The sequence below is a fragment of the Pseudomonas sp. MF6396 genome, assembly GCF_002018915.1.
Taxonomy (GTDB): domain Bacteria; phylum Pseudomonadota; class Gammaproteobacteria; order Pseudomonadales; family Pseudomonadaceae; genus Aquipseudomonas; species Aquipseudomonas palmensis.
In genome coordinates this window covers 90,034-116,721 of sequence record NZ_MVOK01000008.1, presented here as the reverse complement: position 1 = coordinate 116,721, position 26,688 = coordinate 90,034, and the positions used below count along the sequence as shown (strand labels likewise).

The 26,688-nt window shown below is 63.9% G+C and carries 20 protein-coding genes; 8 read left to right on the top strand and 12 right to left on the bottom strand.

The genetic code is table 11. The annotated features are described in order from the left end of the window. Window positions 1–15 precede the first annotated feature (15 nt). The 7 genes from MF6396_RS10480 to puuE form a co-directional block, all read right to left on the bottom strand. Window positions 16–801 carry an outer membrane protein OmpK gene (locus MF6396_RS10480; RefSeq protein ID WP_043862344.1) on the bottom strand — a complete coding sequence of 262 codons (786 nt, stop codon included), beginning with the start codon at window positions 799–801 and terminating at the stop codon, window positions 16–18. Between the two features lie 353 nt (window positions 802–1,154). Beyond that, window positions 1,155–1,940 (bottom strand): outer membrane protein OmpK, encoded by a 786-nt coding sequence (locus MF6396_RS10475; protein ID WP_043862345.1) that lies wholly within the window; start codon window positions 1,938–1,940, stop codon window positions 1,155–1,157. 136 nt (window positions 1,941–2,076) lie between these two features. Next, window positions 2,077–3,432, bottom strand: coding sequence for a nucleobase:cation symporter-2 family protein (locus MF6396_RS10470; RefSeq protein ID WP_043862346.1), 1,356 nt, complete (start codon window positions 3,430–3,432; stop codon window positions 2,077–2,079). A gap of 117 nt (window positions 3,433–3,549) precedes the next feature. After that, on the bottom strand, window positions 3,550–4,875 hold the full coding sequence (locus MF6396_RS10465; RefSeq protein ID WP_043862347.1) for a urate hydroxylase PuuD: 1,326 nt from the start codon (window positions 4,873–4,875) through the stop codon (window positions 3,550–3,552). 47 nt (window positions 4,876–4,922) lie between these two features. After that, the gene (locus MF6396_RS10460; protein WP_043862348.1) at window positions 4,923–5,426 is read right to left on the bottom strand and encodes an ureidoglycolate lyase; all 504 of its coding nucleotides are present in this window, start codon (window positions 5,424–5,426) and stop codon (window positions 4,923–4,925) included. Window positions 5,427–5,501: 75 nt separating this feature from the next. Next, the gene (gene uraD, locus MF6396_RS10455) at window positions 5,502–6,017 is read right to left on the bottom strand and encodes a 2-oxo-4-hydroxy-4-carboxy-5-ureidoimidazoline decarboxylase (protein WP_043862349.1); all 516 of its coding nucleotides are present in this window, start codon (window positions 6,015–6,017) and stop codon (window positions 5,502–5,504) included. Further along, entirely contained in the window at window positions 6,014–6,943 is a 930-nt protein-coding gene (puuE, locus tag MF6396_RS10450; protein ID WP_078480258.1) for an allantoinase PuuE, read from the bottom strand. The genes uraD and puuE overlap by 4 nt, the downstream gene beginning before the upstream one ends. Before the next feature lie 383 nt (window positions 6,944–7,326). Between puuE and uraH the strand changes: the two genes are divergently transcribed. Beyond that, on the top strand, window positions 7,327–7,680 hold the full coding sequence (uraH, locus tag MF6396_RS10445) for a hydroxyisourate hydrolase (protein WP_043862351.1): 354 nt from the start codon (window positions 7,327–7,329) through the stop codon (window positions 7,678–7,680). Window positions 7,681–7,842: 162 nt separating this feature from the next. Here the strand turns inward: uraH and MF6396_RS10440 are convergent, their stop codons facing one another. After that, the gene (locus MF6396_RS10440) at window positions 7,843–9,192 is read right to left on the bottom strand and encodes an NCS2 family permease (RefSeq protein WP_078480257.1); all 1,350 of its coding nucleotides are present in this window, start codon (window positions 9,190–9,192) and stop codon (window positions 7,843–7,845) included. A gap of 353 nt (window positions 9,193–9,545) precedes the next feature. On the opposite strand from MF6396_RS10440, the gene MF6396_RS10435 reads away from it, so the two are divergent. After that, entirely contained in the window at window positions 9,546–10,313 is a 768-nt protein-coding gene (locus MF6396_RS10435; RefSeq protein WP_043862353.1) for a GntR family transcriptional regulator, read from the top strand. A gap of 204 nt (window positions 10,314–10,517) precedes the next feature. After that, the gene (gene aqpZ / locus MF6396_RS10430) at window positions 10,518–11,216 is read left to right on the top strand and encodes an aquaporin Z (protein WP_043862354.1); all 699 of its coding nucleotides are present in this window, start codon (window positions 10,518–10,520) and stop codon (window positions 11,214–11,216) included. On the opposite strand, the gene guaD is transcribed toward aqpZ, so the two are convergent. The 4 genes from guaD to xdhA form a co-directional block, all read right to left on the bottom strand. After that, on the bottom strand, window positions 11,213–12,517 hold the full coding sequence (gene guaD / locus MF6396_RS10425) for a guanine deaminase (protein ID WP_058542039.1): 1,305 nt from the start codon (window positions 12,515–12,517) through the stop codon (window positions 11,213–11,215). The genes aqpZ and guaD overlap by 4 nt on opposite strands. 10 nt (window positions 12,518–12,527) lie before the next feature. Continuing rightward, window positions 12,528–13,373: a xanthine dehydrogenase accessory protein XdhC gene (xdhC, locus tag MF6396_RS10420; RefSeq protein ID WP_054915594.1), complete on the bottom strand. Its 846-nt coding sequence runs from the start codon at window positions 13,371–13,373 to the stop codon at window positions 12,528–12,530. Between the two features lie 103 nt (window positions 13,374–13,476). After that, the gene (xdhB, locus tag MF6396_RS10415; RefSeq protein ID WP_078480256.1) at window positions 13,477–15,876 is read right to left on the bottom strand and encodes a xanthine dehydrogenase molybdopterin binding subunit; all 2,400 of its coding nucleotides are present in this window, start codon (window positions 15,874–15,876) and stop codon (window positions 13,477–13,479) included. After that, window positions 15,869–17,323 (bottom strand): xanthine dehydrogenase small subunit, encoded by a 1,455-nt coding sequence (xdhA, locus tag MF6396_RS10410; RefSeq protein ID WP_078480255.1) that lies wholly within the window; start codon window positions 17,321–17,323, stop codon window positions 15,869–15,871. Before xdhA ends, xdhB begins: the two co-directional genes overlap by 8 nt. 279 nt (window positions 17,324–17,602) lie before the next feature. On the opposite strand from xdhA, the gene MF6396_RS10405 reads away from it, so the two are divergent. From MF6396_RS10405 to MF6396_RS10385, 5 genes are all read left to right on the top strand, one after another. Continuing rightward, the gene (locus MF6396_RS10405; protein WP_043862359.1) at window positions 17,603–18,262 is read left to right on the top strand and encodes a GntR family transcriptional regulator; all 660 of its coding nucleotides are present in this window, start codon (window positions 17,603–17,605) and stop codon (window positions 18,260–18,262) included. Between the two features lie 2 nt (window positions 18,263–18,264). Then, window positions 18,265–21,753, top strand: a complete 3,489-nt coding sequence (gene smc, locus MF6396_RS10400) for a chromosome segregation protein SMC (protein ID WP_078480254.1) — start codon at window positions 18,265–18,267, stop codon at window positions 21,751–21,753. Window positions 21,754–21,956: 203 nt separating this feature from the next. Next, window positions 21,957–22,826: a cell division protein ZipA gene (zipA, locus tag MF6396_RS10395; RefSeq protein WP_043862361.1), complete on the top strand. Its 870-nt coding sequence runs from the start codon at window positions 21,957–21,959 to the stop codon at window positions 22,824–22,826. 117 nt (window positions 22,827–22,943) lie between these two features. Next, the gene (gene ligA, locus MF6396_RS10390; protein WP_078480253.1) at window positions 22,944–25,298 is read left to right on the top strand and encodes an NAD-dependent DNA ligase LigA; all 2,355 of its coding nucleotides are present in this window, start codon (window positions 22,944–22,946) and stop codon (window positions 25,296–25,298) included. 159 nt (window positions 25,299–25,457) lie between these two features. Continuing rightward, window positions 25,458–26,615, top strand: a complete 1,158-nt coding sequence (locus MF6396_RS10385) for a zinc-binding metallopeptidase family protein (RefSeq protein WP_078480252.1) — start codon at window positions 25,458–25,460, stop codon at window positions 26,613–26,615. The last annotated feature ends 73 nt before the right edge of the window (window positions 26,616–26,688 follow it).

Here is a 26,688-nt window from a genome sequence, read left to right as displayed (position 1 = left end):
AAGAACGCAACCCGGTCAGAAGTGCACTTTCACCAGCAGGCTCGCGGTGTTCTGGTCGGTATCGAAGGCGTCGCTGTCCTTGATACCGTACTTGTCTTTCCAGTAGTCGTATTCGAAACCGACGTACAGCTGTTTTTCGCCCAGGTTCAGGGCCTTGCCCAGGTCATACTTGATCTGAGGGTTGAAGTGCAGGTTGGAATGATAGGTGCCGCGACGCCGGGTTTCGTCGTTGTCCACCACCCAGTCCATGTAGCCGTCGATCAGGATGTCCGACTTGCCCACGGGAATGGTGTACGACCACACCGGGGTGATCTGCCATACGTTGTCACCGGCGCGGCTGCCCTCGGTGTGGCGCTGGTAGAAGTTGAGCTGGAAGTAGTCGAAGCCGGGGATGGCCAGGTCGAAGCCTGGGCCGATCAGGTACGACTCGTTGTCTCCCTCGCCAAACTCGTAGGTCATGGCCAGCAGCACATCCTTGACCGGGCCGAACTCCAGTTTCTGGTCGAAGATCTTGCCGAACGACAGGCGCGGGGTGAACTCGCCGTAGTAGGTGTTCGGACCGACGTTGCCGTCCTTCTTGCCGTTGTAGAAGATCTTGTCGATGAACAGGAAGTTGTCGCCGTACTTCCAGGCATCGGCGTGCTCGAAAGTGAAGGTCTGCTGGATCTGCGGGTTGACCGTAAAGTCCTTGCCGTAGAGGTAGGTCAGGCTGTTGTTCTGCCACTGCAGCAGGTCACCGGCGGTGGCGGTACTTGCCGCCAGCAGGCCGCCTGCAAGCATCAGGCTGTTGGTAATGCGCATTGCGTGCTCCCTTGATTGATTCGGCACTCTGTGTCGGCGCCGTTCTGGTTCAACGTGTTGTCTTTTTGGTCAGCTTTTTTCGATCGGCCACAGCGCGTTCGCAAGAGCTGAGCCAACCTTGGCGGGTTGGCGCAACGGGCCTGCTCGACGTCTTTCTGAACAGTTGAACAAGGGGCGTGAGGCTGGCAATACGCTTACCAACCGCCCGAATTCATTGACTGAGCGGTCAGTAAACGCAGGTAGGAGGGGTCCTACCCTGAGCGAGGGGGCGCGCAGATTACTGGCTTGCGCGCCGTCCCTCAAGTGCTCCGTTATGGAGCGTGTGCGACAAAAACTGTGCGTTCGATCAGGTTTTAGAAGTGAACCTTGATCAGCGCACTGGTCACGCTCTGGTTGGTCTTGAGGCGATCGCTGTCCTCGATGCCGTATTTGTCCTTCCAGTAGCTGTATTCGATACCCACGTACAGCTGCTTGGCGCCGATGTTCAGCGCCTTGCCAAGGTCGTACTTGACCTGCGGGTTGAAGTGCAGGTTGGCGTGGTAGGTGCCGCGACGGCTTTCGTCGTTGTCCACCACCCAGTCCATGTAGCCATCGATCAGCAGGTCGGACCGGCCCATGGGGATGGTGTAGGAGAACGCCGGGGTGATCTGCCACACGCGATCACCCGGGCGGCTGCCTTCGGTGTTGCGCTGGTAGAAGTTGAGGGTGAAGTAGTTGAAGCCGGGGATGGCCAGGTCGAAGCCCGGGCCGATCAGGTAGGCCTCGTTGTCGCCTTCACCGGTTTCGTAGGTCATGGCCAGCAGCACGTCCTTGATCGGGCCGAACTCCAGCTTCTGGTCGAAGATCTTGCCGAACGACAGGCGCGGGCTGATCTCGCTGTAGTAGGTGTTCTTGCCCTTGTTACGGTCTTGGCCGCCGTTGTAGAAGATCTTGTCGACGAACAGGAAGTTGTCGCCGTACTTCCATTTGTTGGCGTGCTCGAAAGTCACCGTCTGCTGGATCCGCGGGTTGACCTGAAAGTCCTTGCCGTACAGATACGTCAGGCTGTTGGTGTGCCAGAGCAGCAGGTCCTCCGCTACCGCAGGAAGCGTGGCCAGCAAGCTGCTGCCCAGCAAGAGGGAAGAGGTGATGCGTTTCATGTGGTTATTCCCGGCTATTGTTATTGTTGGATTGCGGTTTTTTCGGCGCAAACGCGCCCCGAGCGGCCCACTCCCAGGGGCCGACGGTACTGCGTGGTGCTCGGGTTGAGCGGGGCGGCAGGCGCCGCTCCGTGTATCAGTGCTGGTGCACGGCGTCGTTGTGCGCGGCGCGTTCGGCGCCGCCCAATACGTTGAACAGCAGGTTCAGTACCAGGGCACTGACGGTGGCCATGGCGATGCCGCTGTGGGTGATCGGCTCCATCCATTGCGGCATCTGCGCGAAGAACTCCGGACGTACCACCGGGATCAGGCCCATGCCGACGCTGACGGCCACCAGCAACTGGTTGCGTCGGTCGCCGATGTCGGCCTCCTGCAGGATCTTGATGCCGGTGGCCGCGACCATGCCGAACATGGCGATGGAGGCGCCGCCCAGTACCGCCGGCGGGATCGAGGCAATCAGGAATGCCGCCTTGGGCAGCAGGCTGAGCACGATCAGGAACAGCCCGGCCACCACGGTCACGTAGCGGCAGCGCACGCCGGTCATCTGGACCAGGCCGATGTTCTGTGCGAACGAGGAGTGGGTGAAGGTGTTGAAAAAGCCTGCCACGAACGAGGCGCCGGCGTCCCAGAACAGGCCGCGACGCAGCATGCCCGGGGTCACTTCACGCTCGGTGACCTTGCCCAGCGCCAGGAACATGCCGGTGGACTCGACAAAGATGATCACCACCACCAGGCACATCGACAGGATCGGCGCCAGGCTGAAGGTGGGCATGCCGAAGTGCAGCGGGGTGACCACCTGTACCCAGGGGGCCTGGGCCAGGCCGCTGAGGTCGACCATGCCGATGGCGCCGGCAATGATGTAGCCCAGGCCCATGCCGATCAGTACCGACACGTTCACCCAGAAGCCACGCATAAAGCGATTGATCAGCAGGATGGTGGTCAGCACCAGGCCGGCCACGGCCAGGTAGATCGGCGAGCCGAACGGCGCGGCCGCCGCGCCGCCGCCGGCCCAGTTGACGGCGACCGGGAACAGCGACAGACCGATGGAGGTAATCACCGTGCCGGTGACCAGTGGCGGGAAAAACCTCACCACCTTGGACATGAACGGGGCGATCAGCATGCCGAAGAAGCCGGCGGCGATGGTCGCGCCGAAAATCCCCTGCAGGCCCACGCCGGGCATGCCGGCCATGGCCACCATGCTGCCGACGGCGGCGAAGCTGGCGCCCATCATCACCGGCATGCGGATGCCCAGTGCGCCAATGCCGAGCGACTGGACCACGGTGGCGACACCGGCGACCAGCAGATCGGCATTGATCAGGAATGCGATTTCTTCACGAGAGAGCCCGGCGGCCTGCCCGATGATCAGCGGCACCGCAATGGCACCTCCGTACATCAGCAGAACATGTTGCAAACCCACCAGGATCAGTTGCAGCAGGGGCAGTGGCTGTCGTGGCGGCGCAACGGGGATGTACGCCTTGCGTGACTCGGACATGCAGCACCTCAGGTTTTGTTTTTATTCTGGGTAGCTGCAGGCTCAGGCGCCCTGCTTGCGAAGAAGCAGGAGGCCGCGCCTGGCTTGCAGCTTGTAGCTTGCCGCTTGAAGCTTGTATCAGTTGGTTGGAGCACCCTTGGCGATCCATGCACCAATCAGTTCACGTTCCTGCTGGGTCATCTGGGTGATGTTGCCCAGGGGCATGATCTGGCTGGCGACGGCCTGTGCCTGGATGCGTGGGGCCAGTTGCTGGATCTGTTGCGGGGTATCGAGCATCACGCCGGCCGGGGCGGCACTGAACAGCGGGCTGGTCGGCTTGGCCGAATGGCACACGGTGCAGCGTTCCTGGATGACGCTGTGGATCTTGTCGAAGTTGCCGCTGTCCGCCGCAGCGGTGGCAGTGGCGGGTGCTTCGGCCGGGGTGGCGGCAGGTGCCGGGTTGGCAGCCTGTTCGGCGGCTTTCTCGGCAGCGGTCTTGCCACCCAGTGCGGTTTCCGGCAGCGGCTGGTACTGGACCTTGGCAGCGGCCTGCTCAGGGGCGGTCGGCATCGGCTTGGGGCCGGTGACGTAGGCCAGGCAGATCATCGCCAGGGCGCCGACGGGCAGGGTCCAGGCGTACTTGGCGCTGTCGTGGCGGGTGTTGAAGTAGTGACGCACCAGCACCGCTGCAATCGCGATCCCGGCCAGGATCAGCCAGTTGTACTGGCTGCCGTAGGTGCTCGGGAAGTGGTTGCTGATCATGATGAACAGCACCGGCAGGGTGAAGTAGTTGTTGTGGCGCGAACGCAGCAGGCCCTTGGCCGGCAGGGTCGGGTCGGGGGTTTCGTTCTTCTCGATGGCGGCGACCAGTGCACGCTGGGCCGGCATGATGATGCGGAACACGTTGCCGACCATGATGGTGCCGATGATCGCGCCGGTGTGCAGGTACGCACCACGGCCGCTGAACACCTGGCTGAAGCCGTAGCAGGCCGCAATGATCAGCACGAACAGCACCAGGCCGAGCAGGCCGGGGCGCTTGCCCAGGGGCGAGTCGCACAGCACGTCGTAGATGAACCAGCCGGCGATCAGCGAACCGACGCCGATGGCGATGCCTTCACCACCGCTCAGGGTGCTGCCGGGGGCCAGCAGGTAGACGCTGGGGTTCCAGTAGAACACCAGGCACAGCAGGGCAATACCCGACATCCAGGTGAAGTAGGCTTCCCATTTGAACCAGTGCAGGTTCTCCGGCATTTTCGGCGGGGCCAGCTTGTACTTTTCCAGGTGGTAGATACCGCCACCGTGAATCGCCCAGAGGTCGCCCGACAGACCGTCGCGCGGGTTGGCCCGGTTGAGGTTGTTCTCCAGCCATACGAAATAGAACGACGCGCCGATCCAGGCCACGCCAGTGATCATGTGAACCCAGCGCACGCTCAGGTTCAGCCATTCCAACAGATGTGCTTCCACAGTCTTTACCTCTTGCCGGTCACCGCAGGCCAGTGACCGACCTTCTCTTATTGGTGGGGTGCGAGGATCAGTTGCTCATCCTCATTGAAGAAATGTTCGTCGCAGTTGTTGCCGGAACCGCTGCGATCAACCACCAGGAAGTCATCCCGCTTTTCGATCGTCAGCACCGGGTGGTGCCAGACGCCGCGATGGTAATTGATGCCCTGCCTGCCATTACTGACAAAGGCGCGGACAAGACCCGATACAGGTACATCGCCAACGGGCGCGACCACGATCAGAAAGGGATTGCCGAGCAGCGGGATGAAGGCCTGGCTGCCCAGCGGATGGCGCTCCAGCATGCGCACGGTCAGCGGCATGTCCTGCGCGTCGGCGCGGAAGATGCTGATGATGGCGGAGTCCTCGGGCTGGGCGGTTTCTACCGTGGCCAGCTTGTGGAAGCGCATGGTCGAACCGTTGTTGATCATGAAGTGGTCGCTGCCGTCGGTTTCGATCACGTCACCGAAAGGGGCGAAGGCTTCTTTGGTCAGGGGCTCAATCACTAAAGTGCGCATGCGGGTGTTCTCTAATTATGTGTTGTCGGGGCTTTGGCGATTGCCGGCAGGCCAGTGCCTGCCAAGGCGCGCCGGTTACAGCTGCTGCAGGCGGAACAGGGCGATCAGGTTGATCTGCGCCAGGGCTTCCTTGAACTCGGCCTCGACCGAGTTGTGGATGCGTTTCTCGAACGAGGCGAGGATCTGGTGCCGGTTGCTGCCTTTTACCGCCATGATGAACGGGAACTGGAACCTGGCCTTGTAGGCGTCGTTGAGTTCGGTGAAACGGGCGAACTCTTCGGCGGTGCACTGGTGGATGCCGGCGCCAGCCTGTTCGTTGGTGCTCGATTCGGTCAGTTCGCCCTGGACGGCGGCTTTGCCGGCCAGGTCCGGGTGAGCATTGATCAGGGCCAGCTGGCTGGCGTGATCGGCGCTGAGCAGGATGTCGCTCATGCGCTGGTGCAGGGCTTCGATCTGGTCCAGCTCGTGCAGTTGGCCCAGGTCGTAGGCTTTTTCGGCGACCCACGGCGAGTGCTCGTAGATGTCGGCGAAGGCGGCGACGAACGCGGCACGGTCCAGGGTCGAAGGCTTGAGGGTCTTGAAGTCGGTCATTTGGCGCTCTCGGCTTGGAAAGGGTGGGTGGCATGCCAGTGGCGGGCGATGTCCACGCGCCGGGCGAACCACACCTGCTCATGGCTCTTGGCGTACTCCACGAAGCGCTTGAGCGCGGCGATGCGTGCCGGGCGGCCGATCAGGCGGCAGTGCAGGCCGATCGAGAGCATCTTCGGCGCCTCGGTACCTTCGGCGTAGAGCACGTCGAAGGCGTCCTTGAGGTACTGGAAGAACTGCTCGCCACAATTGAAGCCCTGCACCTGGGTGAAGCGCATGTCGTTGGTGTCCAGGGTGTAGGGGATCACCAGGTGCGGCTTGCCGGTGGGGTTGTTGGGCTCCCAGTAGGGCAGGTCGTCGTCGTAGGTGTCGCTGTCGTAGAGGAAGCCGCCTTCCTCCATCACCAGGCGGCGGGTGTTGGGCCCGGTACGGCCGGTGTACCAGCCCAGGGGGCGCTCGCCGGTGAGGTCGGTGAGAATGCGGATGGCTTCGAGCATGTGCTCGCGCTCCTGGTTCTCGTCCATGTACTGGTAGTCGATCCAGCGGTAGCCGTGGCTGCAGATCTCATGGCCGGCGGCGACCATGGCGCGGATCACGTCGGGGTGGCGCTGGGCGGCCATGGCCACGGCAAACACGGTGAGCGGCACGCCGGTGTCTTCGAACAGCTTGAGCAGGCGCCACACACCGGCGCGGCTGCCATACTCGTAAAGCGATTCCATGCTCATGTTGCGGGCGCCCTGCAGGGGCTGCGCCGAGACCATCTCGGAAAGGAAGGCTTCGGATTCCTTGTCCCCGTGAAGAATGTTGCGTTCGCCACCTTCTTCATAGTTGAGCACGAAAGACAAAGCGATGCGGGCATTCCCCGGCCAGCGCGGATGGGGTGGGTTGTTGCCGTAACCGATCAGGTCGCGAGGATAATCAGCGCTCACTGCAGCCTTCCTTCTTGTACGTGAAAACGGGGGTGTGGTGTCTGAGTCAGGTCATCGGCCACAACGATGGAGTGATTGTATACAACTTTATTGACGATTTGTAAGCCTGTTTTTTCGCATTTCTTCCGCCATTTGGCCTTGAAAAAGGTTGCAAGAAACCTGCCTGATTGGTCAGTAAATGACGATAGCGTCCGCCAGGACCGCGGCTTTGCGACTGATGGCGTATTTACAGGCCACGCTCGGCAGGCTAGCAAAATCGTCGAATTTATTGTGTACAATTTTAGCTTAAAATGTCTTAATAATCCGACAGCCGCACGCTGCCCTGCTTCATCCTGGTGCCGTGCGGGTATTTTTTGCCCATAGATTGAAACGAGGCGCACGCAATGGGACGTTTGACCACGCATGTACTGGATGCCGCACATGGCTGCCCTGGCAGCTCGATCAAGGTCGAGCTGTACCGGGTCGAAGGCCAGCAGCTTGAGCTGGTGAACACGGCGCTGACCAACAGCGATGGCCGTTGCGATGCGCCACTGCTGCAGGGTGAGGATTACCGCAGCGGTGTGTACCAGCTGCAGTTCAGTGCCGGTGACTATTATCGTGCCCGTGGTGTGCAGTTGCCGGAGCCGGCGTTCCTGGATGTGGTGGTGCTGCGTTTCGGCATCAGCGCCGAGCAGGATCACTACCACGTGCCGTTGCTGATCTCGCCGTACAGTTACTCGACCTATCGCGGAAGCTAGTTGGTCGCTAGATGAATCTTCGTAGGTCCTTGCCCGCTCTCACTGGCGGGCTTTTTTTTGCCTCGGATTCGAGGGCGTGCCTGCAGGCCTGTTCGCTGGCAGAGCGGCACAGGCAACAAAAAGCCCCGCCCGAAGGCGAGGCTCCTTGAACCGACGCAGTGCTTACAGGAACACGAACTTGGCCACAAAGATCGCACACAGCACCCACAGGCTCGCCGAGATCTCCCTGTAGCGCCCGGTGCCGGCCTTGAGCACCACATAGGTGATGAAGCCCAGCGCAATGCCGTCCGCCACCGAGAATGTCAGCGGCATCATGATCGCCGTGACGATCGCCGGAATGCTGTCGGTGGCTTCATCCCAGTTGATGTGAGCCATGCTGCCCATCATCAGCATCGCCACATAGATCAGTGCGCCGGCGGTGGCATACGCCGGGATCATGCCCGCCAGCGGCGCAAAGAACATCGCCGCGACGAACAGCAGGCCGACCACCACGGCCGTGAGCCCCGTGCGCCCGCCGGCCGCCACACCTGCAGCACTTTCCACGTAGCTGGTTACCGGCGGCACACCCACCACTGCACCGAACACGCTCGATGCACTGTCGGCCTTGAGCGCCCGCGACAGGTTTTCGATGCGCCCCTCGGCGTTCACCAGGTTGGCGCGCTGGGCCACGCCCATCAGCGTGCCGGCGGTGTCGAACATGTGCACGAACAGAAATGCCAGTACCACGCTGATCATGCTGACGTTGAACACGCCCTCCACGTCCATGGCCATCCAGGTGGGCGCCAGGCTCGGCGGCAGGGAGAACACGCCGCCATATTCCACCAGGCCCAGGGCCCAGCCGGCCAGTGTCACGGCGATAATGCTGATCAGGATCGCGCCGAACACCCGGCGATAGCTGAGCACGGCAATCATCAGGAAGCACGCCGCCGCCAGCAGCGGGCCAGGCTCGTGCAGCGAGCCGAGCTTGATCAGGGTGGCTGGGCTGGCGACGATGATGCCGGCCGTCTTCAGCCCGATCACCCCGAGAAACAGCCCCACACCCGCGCCCATGGCGTGGCGCAGGCTCAGCGGGATGCTGTTGAGCAGCCATTCGCGCACCCGCGACAGCGTCAGCAGCATGAACAGCACACCCGATACGAACACCGCACCCAGCGCGGCCTCCCAGGTGTAGCCCATGGTGCCGACCACGGTGTAGGTGAAAAAGGCGTTCAGCCCCATGCCGGGTGCCAGGCCCACCGGCCAGTTGGCATACAGGCCCATCAGCAGGCAGCCGAGCGCCGCCGCGATGCAGGTGGCCACGAACGCGGCGCCGTGGTCGATGCCGGCGTCGGCCATGATGTTGGGGTTGACGAAAATGATGTAGGCCATGGTGATGAAGGTGGTTACACCCGCGATCAGTTCGGTCCTGACAGTGGTGCCGTGCAGCTTGAGTTTGAAAATCCGCTCCAGCCAGCTCGTTTCGAGCGGTGGGGCAAGATCCAGCGTAGGGGCTTGGGGTTTGCGGCTTTCCACAGCGTGTACTCCTCACGTCTTTTCTTGTTGTTCAGAGCTTGTCCTGCGCGTTGACTGGGGGCTCTGCGAGGGGGAGGGCATGGCGACCGGACCTGTTGTTGACCTGCGGGTCAGGAAGTTGCACGGCTGGATTATGCGTTTGTATACAAATAATGCAAATAATGTTTTTGTCGGTGTGTGCAGGTAAATTGTCGCCACGGCTATAACGTGATGGCACTCTGCAGAAATCGCCAAGCCTGTGTACAATGCGTCAATACCATGAACGTCTAATTTTCTATCCAGGACTTGCCATCGCCCTACTGGCTGGTATTACAGTCAGGGTCCGATAGGTGGATCTCCGTGCTCGAGCGCCCATGAACGAACAGCTGCAACCCCTCAAGAAACCCACGCGCACCGGCAAGGCCGGTCGTAGCGGCACCCAGGACGATATCGTTTACGCGCACATATTCGAGGCAATCCTCGAACAACGCCTGGCGCCGGGTACCAAGTTGAGTGAGGAAGCCCTGGGCGAGATCTTCGGCGTCAGCCGCACCATCATCCGGCGTGCGCTGTCGCGCCTGGCCCACGAAAGCGTGGTGCTGCTGCGCCCCAATCGCGGTGCGGTAGTGGCCAGCCCGACCGTCGAAGAGGCGCGCCAGGTGTTCTTTTCGCGGCGCATGGTCGAGCGTGCCATCACCGAACTTGCAGTGGAGCACGCCACCGCCGAGCAGTTGAACGAACTGCGCCAGATGGTGCGCGACGAGCGCGACAGCTTCTCGCGCGGCGACCGGGGTGCCGGCATTCGCCTGTCTGGCGAGTTTCACCTCAAGCTGGCGGAAGCGGCGGGCAATGCACCGCTGATCAGCTTCCAGCGCAGCCTGGTATCGCAGACTTCGCTGATCATTGCCCAGTACGAAAGCGGCAACCGCTCGCACTGCTCGTATGACGAGCACATGCAACTGATCGACGCCATCGAGGCGCGTGATGCGGCCCAGGCGGTGAGCCTGATGATGCACCACATGGACCACATCGACAGCAAGCTCAACCTCGACGAGGAGAGTGCGTCGGATGACCTGCACGCGGTGTTCTCGCACCTGCTGCAAACCAAGAAGCGCGGCAGCTCGGTGCCGGCCAAGGGCTGATACCGCGTCGCCTGCAATCGCGGGTCGAGCCCGCTCCCACAGGATTGTCTCGGTCCTTGTGGGAGCGGGCTTGACCCGCGATGCTTTCAGGGCTGCTGGCACTTGAGCCAACCTCTGCTAGATTTCTATCTGTTGCACTCCCGCAAACCTTCATCAAGCAGTTGGGCTTGCGCTTCAGGCGTACCACTTCTTGAGGACTGACTGATGTCGATGCCCATGAGCAAACGCATGGGAGCTGAATTGATAGGGACGTTCTGGTTGGTGTTGGGGGGTTGTGGCAGCGCGGTACTGGCTGCGTCTTTTCCGATCGGCATTGGCCTGGTCGGTGTCTCCATGGCCTTCGGGCTGACTGTGCTGACCATGGCATTTGCCATCGGTCATATCTCCGGTTGTCACCTCAACCCTGCGGTATCGCTGGGCCTGGTCGTGGGCGGGCGGTTTCCGCTCAAGGACCTGGTGCCGTACGTGATCGCCCAGGTGGTGGGCGCCATCCTGGCTGCCGGCGTGATCTACCTCATCGCCAGCGGCAAGGTCGGCTTCGAGCTGTCGAACGGGCTTGCCTCGAACGGCTATGGCGAGCATTCGCCGGGGCAGTACTCGCTTGGGGCAGGTTTTGTCAGCGAGGTGGTGATGACCGCGATGTTCATTCTGATCATCATGGGCGCCACCGATTCGCGGGCGCCGGCCGGCTTTGCGCCGATCGCCATCGGGCTGGCGCTGACGCTGATCCACCTGGTGTCGATACCGGTTACCAACACCTCGGTGAACCCGGCACGCAGCACCGGGCCGGCGCTGTTCGTCGGTGGCTGGGCGCTGCATCAGCTGTGGCTGTTCTGGGTGGCGCCGCTGATCGGGGCAGTGATCGGCGGCGCGTTGTACCGCGGCCTGTTTCGAACGCCTTAGCGCTGGTGCACGCTGCGCCCGGCGGCAAAGGTTTCGCGAATGGTACGGTCGTCGCCCAGGGTGGTCAGCACGAACAGGGTCTCCTCGATGCTGCCGGACTGCTGGAGACGGTAGTCCAGCAACGGGGTGGCCTTGTAGTCGAGCACGATGAAGTCGGCATCGCTGCCCGGTTGCAGGGTGCCGATGCGCTCCTCCAGGTTCAATGCCCGCGCACCGCCCAGGGTGGCCAGGTACAGCGACTTGAACGGGCTCAGGCGTGCGCCCTGCAACTGCATGACCTTGTAGGCTTCGTTCAGGGTGTACAGCAGCGAGAAGCTGGTGCCGGCGCCCACGTCGGTGCCCAGGCCGACCTTGACCTTGTGCTGCTCGGCCTGGGGCAGGTTGAACAGGCCGCTGCCCAGGAACAGGTTGGAGGTCGGGCAGAACGCCACGGCCGAACCGGTCTCGGCCAGGCGCTGGCACTCGGCATCGCACAGGTGAACGGCGTGGGCGAACACCGAGCGCTCGCCCAGCAGTTCGAAATGGTCGTACACATCCAGGTAGCCGCTGCGCTCGGGGAACAGCGCCTTGACCCACTCGATCTCCTTGAGGTTTTCGCTCAGGTGGGTGTGCAGGTACAGGTCCGGGAACTCCTTGAGCAACTGGCCGGCCAGGGCCAGCTGTTGCGGGGTGCTGGTGGGCGCAAAGCGCGGGGTCACCGCATAGTGCAGGCGGCCCTTGCCGTGCCAGCGCTGGATCAGCGCCTTGCTGTCGGCGTAGCCCGACTCGGCGGTGTCGGTCAGGTAGTCGGGGGCGTTGCGGTCCATCATCACCTTGCCGGCGATCAGGCGCAGGTCCAGGCGCTCGGCTTCCTCGAACAGGGCGTTGACCGAGGCAGGGTGCACGCTGCCGAACACCAGCGCCGAGGTGGTGCCGTTGCGCAGCAGCTCCTTGAGGAACAGCTTGGCCACCTTGTCGGCGTGAGCCTTGTCTTCGAACTGGCGCTCGCACGGGAAGGTGTAGGTGTTCAGCCAGTCCAGCAACTGCTCGCCGTAGGAGCCGATCATGCCGGTCTGCGGGAAGTGGATATGGGTATCGATGAACCCCGGGGTGATCAAGGCGTCCTGGTAGTGCACCACTTCGATGTCGGCGTCCAGGCCTGGCAGCAGTTCGCTGGCGTGGCCGATGGCGCTGATCTTGCCCTGGTCGATGACCAGCAGGCCGTCTTCGAAATACTCATACGATGCTTCGACGCCCACCTCGGCAGGGTCGGCGAGGCTGTGCAGCAGGGCGGCACGGTAGGCTTTGCGGGTTGCGCTCATGTGGCTCTCGTCAAATGGCTTGGCTGCGCCGTGACGGCGGCAGCAGTTTGGCAATGGGTTGGGTGGTGGCCGAGCCGGTATGCTGGCCGAAGTTCGCGTTGTAGGTGGCGATGATTTCGGCGGCGATGGACACGGCGATCTCGATCGGCAGCTTACCCTTGACCTCGGCCAGGCCCATCGGGCAGCGCATGCGTGCCAGGCTGTCGGCGGCAAAGCCGCGCTCGCGCAGGCGGTGCTCGAACTTCACGCGCTTGGTCCTGGAGCCGATCAGGCCGAACCAGGTGAAATCGTTGCGCTTGAGGATCGCGGCGGTCAGTTCCAGGTCCAGTTGATGGTTGTGGGTCATGACGATGCAATAGCTGCCGGCGGGCAGTTCATCGACCTCGTCGACCGGTTCCTCGCTGACGACCTTGCTCACCCCCGTGGGGATGGTGTCGGGGAATTCCTGCTCGCGCGAATCGATCCAGCGTACCCGGCAGGGCAGCGCGGCGAGCAAGGGTACCAGAGCGCGGCCGACATGGCCTGCGCCGAATACCGCGATCTGCGCCTGCACGCCGCCCATGGGCTCGAACAGCAGCACGGTGGCGCCGCCGCAGCACTGGCCAAGGCTGGCGCCGAGGCTGAAGCGCTCCAGGTGGGTGGTTTCGCGGCCTTCGGCAAGCATCTGCCGGGCGATGTGCATGGCCTTGTATTCCAGGTGCCCACCGCCGATGGTGTCGAACAGCTGGGTCGCGCTGACGACCATCTTCGAGCCGGCATTGCGCGGGGTGGAGCCCAGCTCTTCGATGATGGTCACCAGCACGCAGGGTTCGCCCCGGGTGTGCAGGTCGGACAGGGCGTTGATCCAGGTGTGCATAGTCGGTTGCCTCTTCAGTGCCTGATCGGGCCTCTTCGCCGGCAAGGCCGGCTCCTACAGCAATCACGCCCTGTAGGAGCCGGCCTTGCCGGCGAAGGGCGCACTACGGTGTAACGGTTTCCACCTCGGCAGCTGCCTGCCGGCCCGCCACCACCTTGCGCATCTGCTCGCAGCCCCACAGCACCCGCTCGGGGGTGGCCGGGGCATCGATCTGCGGTTGCTCGCGATAATCCGCCAGGCTGGCCACTGCATCCTTGATCGCGCACCACGGCGCGATCCCCAGCATGAACGGCGGCTCGCCCACCGCCTTGGAATGGAACACCGTGTCCTCGGGGTTCTTGCGGTTCTCCACCAGCTTCACCCGCAGGTCCACCGGCATGTCCGCCACCGCCGGGATCTTGTAGCTGGCCGGGCCGCTGGTCATCAGCTTGCCCTTGGCGTTCCACACCAGTTCCTCGGTGGTCAGCCACCCCATGCCCTGGATGAACCCGCCCTCCACCTGGCCAATGTCGATGGCCGGGTTCAGCGAGGCGCCCACGTCATGCAGGATGTCGGTGCGCAGCATCTTGTACTCGCCGGTCAGGGTGTCGACGATCACCTCGGCGCACGCCGCGCCGAAGGCGAAGTAGTAGAACGGGCGCCCGCGCGCCTGGCTGCGGTCGTAGTAGATCTTCGGGGTCTTGTAGAAGCCGGTGCTCGACAGCGACACCTGGGCAAAGTAGGCCTGCTGCACCAGGCTCTCGAAGGTGAGGATTTCATCGCGCACGCGCACGTGCCCGTTGCGAAACTCGACGTCTTCTTCACTGACCTTGTACTGGCGCGCGGCAAACTCCACCAGGCGCTGCTTGAGGATTTCGGCCGCGTTCTGCGCCGCCTTGCCGTTCAGGTCGGCGCCGCTGGACGCCGCCGTGGGCGAGGTGTTGGGCACCTTGTCGGTGTTGGTGGCGGTGATCTGTATGCGGCTGAAGTCCACCTGGAACACTTCGGCCACCACCTGGGCCACCTTGGTGTTCAGGCCCTGGCCCATCTCGGTGCCGCCGTGGTTGAGGTGGATGCTGCCATCGGTGTAGATGTGCACCAGCGCACCGGCCTGGTTGAGAAAGCTGGCGGTGAACGAGATGCCGAACTTCACCGGGGTCAGCGCCAGGCCCTTTTTCAGCACCGGGCTGTTGGCGTTGAAGCGGCGGATCGACTCGCGGCGCTGCTGGTAGTCGCTGCTGGCTTCGAGCTCGGCGGTGATCTCCTCGAGCATGTTGTGCTCGACCGTCTGGTAGTAGTGGGTGACGTTGCGCTCGGTCTTGCCGTAGTAGTTGGCCTTGCGTACCGCCAGCGGGTCCAGTGCCAGGTGGCGGGCGATGCGGTCCATCACCTCTTCGATGGCAACCATGCCCTGCGGGCCGCCAAAGCCGCGGTAGGCGGTATTGGAGGCGGTGTTGGTCTTGCAGCGGTGGCCGTTGATGGTGGCGTCGCCCAGGTAGTAGGCGTTGTCGGAGTGGAACATCGCACGGTCGACGATCGAGGCCGACAGGTCCGGCGAGCAGCCGCAGTTGCCGGCCAGTTCCAGGTTGATGCCATGCAGGCGGCCGCTGTCATCGAACCCCACGTCGTATTCGATATAGAAGGGGTGGCGCTTGCCGGTCATCAGCATGTCCTCGACCCGTGGCAGGCGCATCTTGGTCGGCTGCCCGGTCAGGCGCGCGATCACCGCGCACAGGCAGGCGGGGCTGGCGGCCTGGGTTTCCTTGCCGCCGAAGCCGCCGCCCATGCGACGCATGTCCACCACGACCTTGTTCATCGGCACGTCCAGCACTTCGGCCACCAGCTTCTGCACCTCGGTGGGGTTCTGCGTGGAGCAGTACACGATCATGCCGCCATCCTCGGTGGGCATCACCGAGGAGATCTGGGTTTCGAGGTAGAAGTGCTCCTGGCCGCCGATATGCAGGGTGCCCTGTACCCGATGCGGGGCGCTGGCCAGCGCGGTGACCGAATCGCCGCGCTGGTGGGTGTGGCTGTCGAGCACGAAATGCTTCTTGCGCAGGGCCTGAACCACATCCAGCACCGGCTCCAGGTCTTCGTATTCGATGATTGCGGCCATCGCTGCGCGGCGGGCGGTGTCCAGGTCGCAGGCGGCCACGGCCAGCACCGGCTGGCCGACGAACTCGACGGTGTCGATGGCCAGCAGCGGGTCGCCCGGTAGCAGCGGGCCGATGTCCTTCAGGCCCGGGATGTCTTCGTGGGTGATGGCGATGCGCACGCCTTCGATGGCGTAGCACGGGCGGGTGTCGATGCTCAGCACCCGGGCATGGGCGCGGTCCGACAAGCGAGCGTACACATGCAACTGGTTGGGGAATTCGAGGCGGTCATCGATATACACCGCCTCGCCGGACACATGCTTGTCGGCGCTGTCGTGCTTGATGCTGCGCCCGACGCCACTGGTCAGGCCCTGGGCGAACAGCTCGGCCAGTTCGGCCTGGCTCCTGGCCACGTGAGGATGGTTAGACATAGGCGGTCACCCGGGTTTCGATGTGCGGCGTGTGCAGTTCGATGAAGTACTTGCGCAGCAGGTTCTGCGCGCCGAGCAGGCGGTATTCCTTGCTGGCCCTGAAGTCCGACAGCGGGGTGAAGTCTTCGCCCAGCGCCTGGCAGGCGCGCTCGATGCCGGCCTGGTTGAACGGCTTGCCGAGCAGGGCGGCTTCACAGGCGCGGGCGCGCTTGGGGATGGCGGCCATGCCGCCGAAGGCGATACGGGCCTCGGCCACCACGCCGTTGTCGATGCGCAGGTTGAAGGCGGCGCACACCGCCGAAATGTCGTCGTCCAGTCGCTTGGACACCTTGTAGGCCCGGAACGCCCAGGCCAGGTTGGCCCGCGGCACGATGATCTTCTCGATGAACTCGCTGTCCTGGCGTGCGGTGATGCGGTAGTCGATGAAATAGTCCTCCAGCGCCAGGGTGCGTGTGTCCTGACCCCGGCGCAGCACGATCTGCGCACCCAGGGCGATCAGCAGGGGCGGCGAATCGCCGATCGGCGAGGCGTTGCCGATGTTGCCGCCCAGGGTGCCCTGATTGCGGATCTGCAGCGAGGCGAAGCGGTGCAGCAGTTCGCCGAAGTCGGGGTATTCACGGCTCAGCGCGTCATAGCAGTCGGTGAGCGGTGTGGCGGCGCCGATTTCCAGGCGATCGTCAAAGGCCTCGACCCGCTTCATCTCGGCGACGTTGCCCACGTAGATCATCACCGGCAGGGTCTTGTGGAACTGCGTGACCTCCAGCGCCAGGTCGGTGCCGCCGGCCAGCAGGCGGGCTTCGGGGTGCGAGCCGTACAGCTCGGCCAGGTCGGCCACGGTCAGCGGCACCAGGCAGCGCTTGTCGCCGCTGTTGAGTTCGCCGGTTTCCTTGGGCGCAATCGCCTGGAGCCGGGCGATGGTCTGTGCCTGGGCGCTGTCGAACTGGTCGGGGGCGGCCTGGCAGCAGGCCTGCTCGGCGGCTGCCAGGATCGGCCGGTAGCCGGTGCAGCGGCACAGGTTGCCAGCCAGGGCCTCCTGGGCGCGGTGCAGGTCGGGGGCGTCGCTGTTCTTCTGCAGGGCGAACAGCGACATCACGAAGCCCGGGGTACAGAAGCCGCATTGCGAGCCATGGCAGTCGACCATGGCCTGCTGCACGCTGTGCAGCTTGCCCTGGTGCTTGAGCCCTTCGACGCTGATCAGCTGCTTGCCATGCAGCGACGAGACGAACGTCAGGCACGAATTGAGGCTGCGATAACGCAGGTGCTGCCGGCCGTGTTCATCTGCAGCCAGTTCACCGACCACGACGGTGCAGGCGCCGCAATCGCCGCTCGCGCAGCCTTCCTTGGTACCGGGTTTGCCCAGGTGCTCGCGCAGGTACTCGAGCACCGTCAGGTTGGGGTCCAGGGCATGCTCACTGCGCAGCTCCTGGTTGAGTAGAAACTGGATCACGGAAGGCCTCACAAGCGAATTATTGTTGTTGAGTGGACGGGGTCGACTGTAGGCAGACTTGACTTGCCGGTCAACTGCTTTCTGACTTCAAGGTCAGCTTTTTGTGCGTGCTGATCCTGTCATCCTCGATAGCCTCTGTATTCAGCATAGAACCGGGGCCGGGTTGACGATTGTTTTGCTTCAATCGTGCCAACTGCGTGCCTGTGCCGCTGCGCGAGGTGCAGGCAAGTGCGCTACAATCGGCGCTTGTGCACAGTTCAATGATTTTGAAGGAAAACCATGACGTTCAAGGCGCCGGACAGCCTCTCCGAGCAAATTGCCCATTACCTGGCCGAGCGGATCATCCGCGGTGAGCTCAAACCTGCCGAGCGCATCCAGGAACAGAAGGTCACCCAGGCGCTCAATGTCAGCCGTGGCTCGGTGCGCGAGGCACTGCTTATACTCGAGCGCCGGCACCTGGTGACCATCCTGCCGCGCCGTGGCGCGCAGGTTACGGCGCTCAACGAGCACAACGTGCGCAGCCTCTGCACCCTGATGAGCGAGCTGTACATCCTGCTGGGCAATGCCGTGGCCAGCGCGCCGCGCAGCGAAGCCGAACTTGCACCGTTTCTGGTCATCCAGCAGCGTCTGCACGCCGCCAGTGCGCGCCAGGACATCAAGGCCTTCGTCGAAGAGAGCTTCGCGGTGATGCGCGCCGCGTACCCGTTCGCCAACAACCCCTACCTGCAGGAAACCGTCGAGAACCTGCAGCCGGCCATGAGCCGCACCTATTACCTGGCGCTGGACCAGCGCAAGGCCAACATGAACGACTTCCTGGTGCTGTTCGCCCAACTGCTAGAAGCGGTGGTGGGTGGCGACCTGCCGCGTATCCGCGAGGTGCTGACGCAGTACTGCGAGCGCAGTTGCACGCTGGTGCTGTCCTCGCTGGTTGCTGGCTGAGCATGCGCCTCAAGTGCATTCGCCTGGCGGGGTTCAAGTCGTTCGTCGACCCGACTACCGTCAACTTCCCCAGCAACATGGCGGCCGTGGTCGGCCCCAATGGCTGCGGCAAGTCCAACATCATCGATGCGGTGCGCTGGGTGATGGGCGAAAGCTCGGCGAAAAACCTGCGTGGCGAGTCGATGACCGACGTCATCTTCAACGGCTCCACCAGCCGCAAGCCGGTCAGCCAGGCCAGTATCGAACTGGTGTTCGACAACAGTGACAACACCCTGGTGGGCGAGTATGCCGCCTATGCCGAGATCTCGATCCGGCGCAAGGTGACCCGCGACGCGCAGAACACCTATTACCTCAACGGCACCAAGTGCCGTCGGCGCGACATCACCGATATCTTCCTGGGTACCGGCCTGGGCCCGCGCAGCTATTCGATCATCGAGCAGGGCATGATCTCCAAGCTGATCGAGGCCAAGCCCGAAGAGTTGCGCAACTTCATCGAAGAGGCCGCCGGCATCTCCAAGTACAAGGAGCGCCGCCGCGAAACCGAAAACCGCATCCGCCGCACCCACGAGAACCTGGAGCGCCTGACCGACCTGCGCGAAGAGCTGGAACGTCAGCTCGAACGCCTGCACCGCCAGGCCCAGGCAGCGGAGAAGTACAAGGAATACAAGGCCGAGGAGCGTCAGCTCAAGGCCCAGCTGGCGGCCCTGCGTTGGCGTGCGCTGAACGATCAGGTGGGCCAGCGCGAGGCGATCATCGGCGACCAGGAAGTGGCCTTCGAGGCCCTGGTGGCCGAGCAGCGCAATGCCGATGCGAGCATCGAGCGCCTGCGCGACGGTCACCACGACCTGTCGGAGCGTTTCAACCTGGTCCAGGGGCGCTTCTATTCGGTAGGCGGCGACATCGCCCGGGTCGAGCAGAACATCCAGCACGGCCAGCAGCGTCTGCGCCAGTTGCAGGATGACTTCAAGGAAGCCGAACGCGCGCGTCTGGAAACCGAATCGCACCTGGGCCACGACCGTACCTTGCTGGCGACCCTGGGCGAAGAGCTGGAGATGATCGAGCCCGAGCAGGAACTGTCGCTGGCGGCAGCCGAGGAGGCCGCCGCGACCCTTGAGGAAGCCGAGACCACCATGCATGGCTGGCAGGAGCAGTGGGACAGCTTCAATACCCGCTCCGCCGAGCCGCGCCGCCAGGCCGAGGTGCAGCAGTCGCGCATCCAGCAGCTGGAGCAGAGCCTGGAGCGCGTCTCGGAGCGCCAGCGCAAGCTGGGCGAAGAACGCGACCAGTTGAGCGCCGACCCTGAAGATGCGGCCATCCTGGAACTGAACGAACAACTGGCCAGCAGCGAATTGCTGCTCGAAGACCTGCACCTGGAAGAACAGCAGGTGATCGAGCGCCTCGACGCGCTGCGCGAGCAATTGCAGCAGGCCGCCCAGGCGCAGCAGCAGGCCCAGGGTGAACTGCAGCGCCTGGGTGGCCGGCTGGCATCGCTCGAAGCCTTGCAGCAGGCCGCGCTGGACCCAGGCAGCGGTACCCTCGACTGGTTGCGCGCGCAGGGCCTGGAGCAACGCCCACGCCTGGCTGAAGGCCTGCGCGTGGAGCCGGGTTGGGAGCTGGCGGTGGAAACCGTGCTGGGCGCCGACCTGCACGCGGTACTGGTGGACGACCTGGCCGGGCTCGACCTGGCGGGCTTCGAGCAGGGCGAGTTGCGTCTGCTGGAGGCCGCCGGCACCGGCAAGCGCCTTGCCGGCAGCCTGCTGGACAAAGTACAGGGCGGCGTTGACCTGGCCCCCTGGCTGGGCCAGGTCAAGCCGGTCGAGAGCCTCGAGCAGGCATTGAGCCTGCGCGGCCAGCTGGCCGACGGCCAAAGCCTGATCAGCCGCGACGGCTACTGGGTGGGGCGCCACTTTCTGCGGGTCAGCCGAGGCAACGATGCCCAAGGCGGCGTGCTGGCCCGCGGGCAGGAGCTTGAGCTGCTGGGCCTGGAGCGTCTGGAGCAGGAAGCTGCCCTGGAGCAGCTCGAAGCGCAGTTGCTGGCCCTGCGTGAACAGCAGCGCGGGCAGGAAGACAGCCGTGAACAACTGCGTCGTCGCACCCAGGAAGAAGCCCGCCAGCAAGGTGAGCTCAAGGCCCGTCTGTCGGCCGGCAAGGCCCGCGCCGAGCAGCTGACATTGCGCCGCCGGCGCCTTGAAGAAGGGCTGGCCGAGCTGCTGGAACAGCGCGCCATCGAACACGAAAGCCTGGGCGAGTCGCGCCTGCACCTGCAGGAAGCCCGCGACCTGATGGCCCACGACACCGAACAGCGCGAGGCCTTGCTGGCCCAGCGCGACAACCTGCGCGAACGCCTCGACCGCGTGCGCCAGGAAGCCCGCCAGCACAAGGACCACGCCCATCAGTTGGCGGTACGCCTGGGCTCGCTGCGCGCCCAGCACGACTCCACGCGCCAGGCCCTCGAGCGCCTGGAGCTGCAGTCGGAGCGCCTGAACGAAAAACGTGAACAACTGAGCCTGAACCTGGAGGAGGGCGAGGCGCCCCTCGAAGAGCTGCGCATGATGCTCGAGGCGCTGCTGGAAAAGCGCATGAGTGTCGACGAGGAAATGCGTCAGGCACGCCTGCACATGGACGAGGCCGACCGCGAACTGCGCGAGGCCGAAAAGCGTCGTACCCAGGCCGAACAGCAATCTCAGCTGCTGCGTGGTCAGCTCGAACAGCACCGCATGGAATGGCAGGGGCTGAGTGTGCGGCGCAAGGCCCTGCAGGAACAGTTGCAGGCTGACGGCTATGATCTGGAAGGCGTGTTGGCGACCTTGCTGGCCGAGGCCAGCGAGCAGGAGGCTGAACTTGAGCTGGAGCGCATCGATGCGCGCATCCAGCGCCTGGGCGCGATCAACCTGGCGGCCATCGACGAGTACCAGCAGCAGTCCGAGCGCAAGCGCTACCTCGACGCCCAGGATGCCGACCTGGTCGAGGCCCTCGATACCCTGGAAAACGTGATTCGCAAGATCGACAAGGAAACCCGCAACCGCTTCAAGGATACCTTTGATCAGATAAATGCCGGATTACAGGCACTTTTCCCAAAAGTTTTCGGTGGTGGCAGCGCTTATCTGGAACTGACGGGCGAAGATCTACTCGATACAGGGGTAACGATCATGGCGCGCCCGCCGGGCAAGAAGAACAGCACCATCCATCTGCTCTCGGGCGGCGAGAAGGCGCTGACGGCCCTGGCCCTGGTGTTTGCCATCTTCAAGTTGAACCCGGCACCGTTCTGCATGCTCGACGAAGTCGATGCGCCGCTGGACGACGCCAACGTCGGACGCTATGCGCGCCTGGTCAAGGAGATGAGCCAGACCGTGCAGTTCATCTATATCACCCACAACAAGATCGCCATGGAAATGGCCGATCAACTGATGGGGGTGACCATGCACGAGCCCGGTTGCTCGCGGCTGGTGGCGGTGGACGTGGAGGAGGCGATGGCCATGGTCGACGCCTGAAAAACGGATATAACGCACGAACTTGCAGCAAATGCCCCTGTCAGTTGCGACAGACGGTGTAAAGTTATCTTTGGTCGTGCTAGCTTAATGTAAATTTTTCTATGCGTGGGTAAAACGCCTGTCAGAACATAGAGTTGGCGCCACGTTTTAAAGGGGTTTAAACCCTTTATTTTTCAGCATTTTTCACAGAGGCACGGGATTACATGGAAATCGGTCTGCGCGAGTGGCTGATCGTCATCGGCATCATAGTCATTGCCGGTATTCTTTTTGACGGCTGGCGTCGCATGCGCGGCGGCAAGGGCAAGTTGAAATTCCGTCTGGACCGCAGCTTCTCCAACCTGCCGGACGAAGAGACCAGCGCCGAAGTGCTGGGCCCGCCGCGGGTGCTTGATGACCACAAGGAGCCCCAGCTCGACGAGCACGACCTGCCGTCGATGACGGCTGCGCGCGAGCAGCGCGAGCCGAAGGTGGGCAAGGGGTCCAAGCGTGCCAAGCGTACCAGCGAGCCGCAGCAGGGCGACCTGAACCTGGCGGCCGAGCCACGCGAGCCTGACCTGTTCGGCAATGCCGACGACGACTTCCCGGACGAAAGCCCCAAGAGCACTGGCTTCGGTGCCAGCGAAGGCAAGGACCTGCCGCCGGTCGAGGAAGTGCTGGTGATCAGCGTGATTGCCCGCGACGAGAGCGGCTTCAAGGGCCCTGCGCTGCTGCAGAACATCCTGGAAAGCGGCCTGCGCTTTGGCGAGATGGACATCTTCCACCGTCACGAAAGCATGGCCGGCAATGGCGAAGTGCTGTTCTCCATGGCCAACGCGGTCAAGCCTGGGGTGTTCGACCTGGACGACATCGACCATTTCAGCACCCGTGCGGTCAGCTTCTTCCTTGGCCTGCCGGGCCCGCGCCATCCCAAGCAGGCGTTCGACGTGATGGTGGCGGCGGCGCGCAAGCTGGCCCATGAACTGAATGGCGAGCTCAAGGATGACCAGCGCAGCGTGATGACCGCGCAGACCATCGAACACTACCGCCAGCGCATCGTCGAGTTCGAGCGCCGCGCCCTGACCCAGAAACGCTGACAGGTATGGCCGCTCCCTGCAGGAGCTGGCCTTGCCGGAAGCTGCCCCGCCGATCCACCGATTTGAACGCCAAGAGCAGCCCCGAGCTGCTCTTTTGCTTTGCAAGAGACGACACACATGACCGCCCAAACCCGCATCCTCGAACTGCGCGCCGAACTCGACCAGCACAACTACCGCTACTACGTGCTCGACGAGCCAAGCGTCCCGGACGCCGAATACGATCGCCTGTTCCGCGAGCTGCAGGCCCTGGAGGCCGAACACCCCGAGCTGGTCACCCCCGATTCCCCCACCCAGCGGGTGGGCGGCGCGGCGCTCTCGGCCTTCACCCAGGTGCGTCACGAGGTGCCGATGCTGAGCCTGGGCAACGCCTTCGACGAAAATGACCTGCGCGAGTTCGACCGGCGCGTGGTCGAAGGCCTCGACCTGCCGACCGGCGACCTGTTCGGCGCAGGGGCGGCTGTGGACTACAGCTGCGAACCCAAGCTCGACGGCCTGGCGGTCAGCCTGTTGTACCGTGACGGCCTGCTGGTGCAGGGCGCCACCCGTGGCGACGGCACCACCGGCGAAGACATCAGCGTCAACGTGCGCACCATCCGCAACGTGCCGCTCAAGCTGCAGGGCAAGGGCTGGCCGGCGGTGCTGGAGGTGCGCGGCGAAGTGTTCATGAGCAAGGAGGGCTTCGAACGGCTGAACGCAGCCCAGGCCGAGATCGGCGGCAAGACCTTCGCCAACCCGCGCAACGCCGCCGCCGGCAGCCTGCGCCAGCTCGATTCGAAGATCACCGCCAGCCGCCCCCTGGAGTTCTGCTGCTATGGCGTGGGCCAGGTGTCCGAGGCCATCGCCGACACCCACATCGGCACCCTCGAAAAGCTAAAGGGCTGGGGCATGCCCATCAGCCGCGAACTGCGGCATGCCGCCGGCATCAAGGAATGCCTGGACTACTACCGTGACATCGGCGAGCGGCGCAACGCGCTGCCCTACGAGATCGACGGGGTGGTGTTCAAGGTCAACAGCCTGGCCTCGCAACGCGAACTGGGCTTTCGTGCCCGTGAGCCGCGCTGGGCGATAGCGCACAAGTTCCCGGCCATGGAAGAGCTGACCGAGGTGCTCGACGTCGAGTTCCAGGTTGGTCGCACCGGTGCGGTAACCCCCGTCGCACGGCTCAAGCCGGTCAAGGTGGCCGGCGTGACCGTGGCCAATGCCACCTTGCACAACATGGACGAAGTGGCGCGCCTGGGGGTGATGATCGGCGATACGGTGATCATCCGCCGTGCCGGTGATGTCATCCCGCAGGTCATGCAGGTGGTCACCGAGCGTCGCCCGGCCGATGCGCGTGCGGTGCACATCCCTACCCAGTGCCCGGTGTGTGGCTCGCAGGTCGAGCGCACCCAGCTGGTCAAGCGCAGCAAGGGCAAGGAAACCGTCAGCGAAGGCGCGGTGTACCGCTGCGTCGGCCGCCTGGCCTGTCGCGCGCAGCTCAAGCAGGCGATCATCCACTACGTGTCGCGCCGCGCCATGGACATCGAGGGCCTGGGCGAGAAGAGCGTCGAGCAGTTGGTGGATGAAGGGCTGATTGCCTCGCCGGCAGACCTGTACCGCTTGAAATTCGAAGACATCGTCGACCTCGAAGGCTTTGCCGAGGTGTCCAGCAACAAGCTGCTGGCTGCCATTGCCGACAGCAAGCGCCCGAGCCTCGCACGCTTCATCTACGCCCTTGGCATCCCGGATGTGGGCGAGGAGACCGCCAAGGTGCTGGCGCGCTCGCTGGGCTCGTTGCAGCGCGTGATGGTGGCGTTGCCGCAGGTGCTGACCTACCTGCCGGATATCGGCCTGGAAGTGGCGTACGAGATCCACAACTTCTTCGAGGACGAACATAACCGCAGCGTCATCGCGCAACTGCTCGAGAACGGCCTGCAGTTGCAGGAGGAGGGCGAGCTGGCCGCCGAGTTCGCGGCCAGTACGACCCTGGCCGGGTTGATCGCCAAGCTCGACATCCCTTCTGTCGGCCCGACGGGTGCCGAGAAGCTGGTGGCCAAGCTGCAAAGCCTTGAGCGCATCATTGCCGCCGACGGCATCGACCTGGGCCAGGCGCTGGCAGCCAAGCAGGCTGATGCGGTGCGCGAGTTCTTCCTGGTCGAGGCCAACCAGGCGCTGGCGCGCAGCGTCGAGGCGCAACTGCGCGAGTTCGGCATGCACTGGGAGAGCGAGAAGAAGGTTGCCCAGGGCTTGCCGCTGGCGGGGCAGACCTGGGTGCTGACCGGTTCGCTGGAGCGCATGAGCCGGGATGTCGCCAAGGACAAGCTGGAGAGCCTGGGGGCCAAGGTGGCGGGGTCTGTTTCGGCCAAGACCCACTGCGTGGTGGCGGGCCCGGGGGCAGGCTCCAAGTTGGCCAAGGCCACTGAGCTGGGGCTCAGGGTGTTGGATGAGGATGCGTTCGTGGCGTTTCTGTCGGAGCAGGGCATAGCGGTGTAGCGGTCACGCGGCCCGCTTCTGCCCGAAGGGCGTGGGAGCGGGCTTGACCCGCGATCGAGCGCGAAGCGCTCGCAACACCTGAGCGCACGGTGCGTCAGGCACACCGCAAGCGCTGTCACGCACATGGTGTAGGCTAGGCTCCAGCCAGGAGGTGGCCCCATGTACCCATTCTTCGAACAGCTCGTCGCCCGTATCGCCGCACCCTTCGTCAGCCAGGCACGCCGCAGCACGCGCGTGTGGCAATGCGAGTGCGGACAGTCCGTGTTCTTTCGCAACAGCCAATGCCTGGCCTGCCAGGCGTCGCTGGGCTACTGGCCCGATACCCACCATGTCGGTACCTTGCTGCCGGCCGCTGTGGACGGCCAGTGGTACCTGGACGGCCAGCCAGAACTCGGCCCGCTCAAGCGTTGCGCCAACCTCGACACCCCGGCTTGCTGCAACTGGCTGCTGGCTGTCGACGACCCCGAAGTGTTCTGCCTGGCCTGTCGCCTCAACCGCACCATCCCCGACCTGTCGTTCACCGAAAACCACCTGCGCTGGCGCAAGCTGGAAACCGCCAAGCGCCGCCTGATTGCGCAACTGCTGCACCTGGGGTTGCCGGTCACGCCCAAGCAAGGCGCAGCCGGCGAGGGCATCGCCTTCGACTTCATCGGCATCGACATTGCCGGCAATCCCCCCACCACCGGCCACGCTGGCGGCCTGATCACCCTGGATATCCGCGAAGCCGACGACGACTGGCGCGAGCAGGTGCGCGTGCAGCTTCAGGAGCCCTACCGGACCGTACTGGGCCACCTGCGCCACGAGATCGGGCATTACTACTGGGACCGTCTGGTGGCCAGCAGCGCCTGGCTGCAGGACTTCCGCCGCCTGTTCGGCGACGAGCGCGCCAGCTACGCCCAGGCCATGGAGCGCCACTACCAGCAAGGTGCACCGCTGGACTGGGCCGTCGCCCACGTCAGCGCCTATGCCACCATGCACCCCTGGGAGGACTGGGCCGAAACCTGGGCGCACTACCTGCACATGACCGATGCGGTGGACACCGCCCTTGCGCTGGGCATGGACGCCTCGGTGATGGACCTGGACTATCCGCCGTTCGATGCCCGCAGCCTGTACCAGCCAGAGCACCCTGGGGCGCCTGCGTTCCTGGCGTTCATCAATGCCTGGGTGGAGCTGTCGGCGATGCTCAACGAGCTGTCACGCAGCATGGGCCAGACCGACTTCTACCCGTTCGTGCTGAGTGCGCCGGTGGTGGCCAAGCTGCACTTCATTCACTGCGTGATCCAGGGCGATGCCCCGGCGGCAGTCACAAGTCCTTGAGCCAGAGTGGTTTTTTCACGGTACAGAGGTTGTAACTTCGCGTCAGACCGGTACAATGGCCCCGCTCGCTGCC

Bases quoted from the DNA above. Each gene is read 5' to 3' on its own strand.
- zipA (WP_043862361.1), top strand. From the start codon at position 21,957: ATGGAAATCGGTCTGCGCGAGTGGCTGATCGTCATCGGCATCATAGTC.
- MF6396_RS10405 (WP_043862359.1), top strand. From the start codon at position 17,603: ATGACGTTCAAGGCGCCGGACAGCCTCTCCGAGCAAATTGCCCATTAC.
- xdhC (WP_054915594.1), bottom strand. From the start codon at position 13,373: ATGCACACCTGGATCAACGCCCTGTCCGACCTGCACACCCGGGGCGAA.
- MF6396_RS10435 (WP_043862353.1), top strand. From the start codon at position 9,546: ATGAACGAACAGCTGCAACCCCTCAAGAAACCCACGCGCACCGGCAAG.
- uraH (WP_043862351.1), top strand. From the start codon at position 7,327: ATGGGACGTTTGACCACGCATGTACTGGATGCCGCACATGGCTGCCCT.
- MF6396_RS10480 (WP_043862344.1), bottom strand. From the start codon at position 801: ATGCGCATTACCAACAGCCTGATGCTTGCAGGCGGCCTGCTGGCGGCA.
- xdhB (WP_078480256.1), bottom strand. From the start codon at position 15,876: ATGTCTAACCATCCTCACGTGGCCAGGAGCCAGGCCGAACTGGCCGAG.
- MF6396_RS10475 (WP_043862345.1), bottom strand. From the start codon at position 1,940: ATGAAACGCATCACCTCTTCCCTCTTGCTGGGCAGCAGCTTGCTGGCC.
- MF6396_RS10460 (WP_043862348.1), bottom strand. From the start codon at position 5,426: ATGCGCACTTTAGTGATTGAGCCCCTGACCAAAGAAGCCTTCGCCCCT.
- MF6396_RS10470 (WP_043862346.1), bottom strand. From the start codon at position 3,432: ATGTCCGAGTCACGCAAGGCGTACATCCCCGTTGCGCCGCCACGACAG.
- uraD (WP_043862349.1), bottom strand. From the start codon at position 6,017: ATGACCGACTTCAAGACCCTCAAGCCTTCGACCCTGGACCGTGCCGCG.
- MF6396_RS10385 (WP_078480252.1), top strand. From the start codon at position 25,458: ATGTACCCATTCTTCGAACAGCTCGTCGCCCGTATCGCCGCACCCTTC.
- ligA (WP_078480253.1), top strand. From the start codon at position 22,944: ATGACCGCCCAAACCCGCATCCTCGAACTGCGCGCCGAACTCGACCAG.
- guaD (WP_058542039.1), bottom strand. From the start codon at position 12,517: ATGAGCGCAACCCGCAAAGCCTACCGTGCCGCCCTGCTGCACAGCCTC.
- aqpZ (WP_043862354.1), top strand. From the start codon at position 10,518: ATGTCGATGCCCATGAGCAAACGCATGGGAGCTGAATTGATAGGGACG.
- smc (WP_078480254.1), top strand. From the start codon at position 18,265: ATGCGCCTCAAGTGCATTCGCCTGGCGGGGTTCAAGTCGTTCGTCGAC.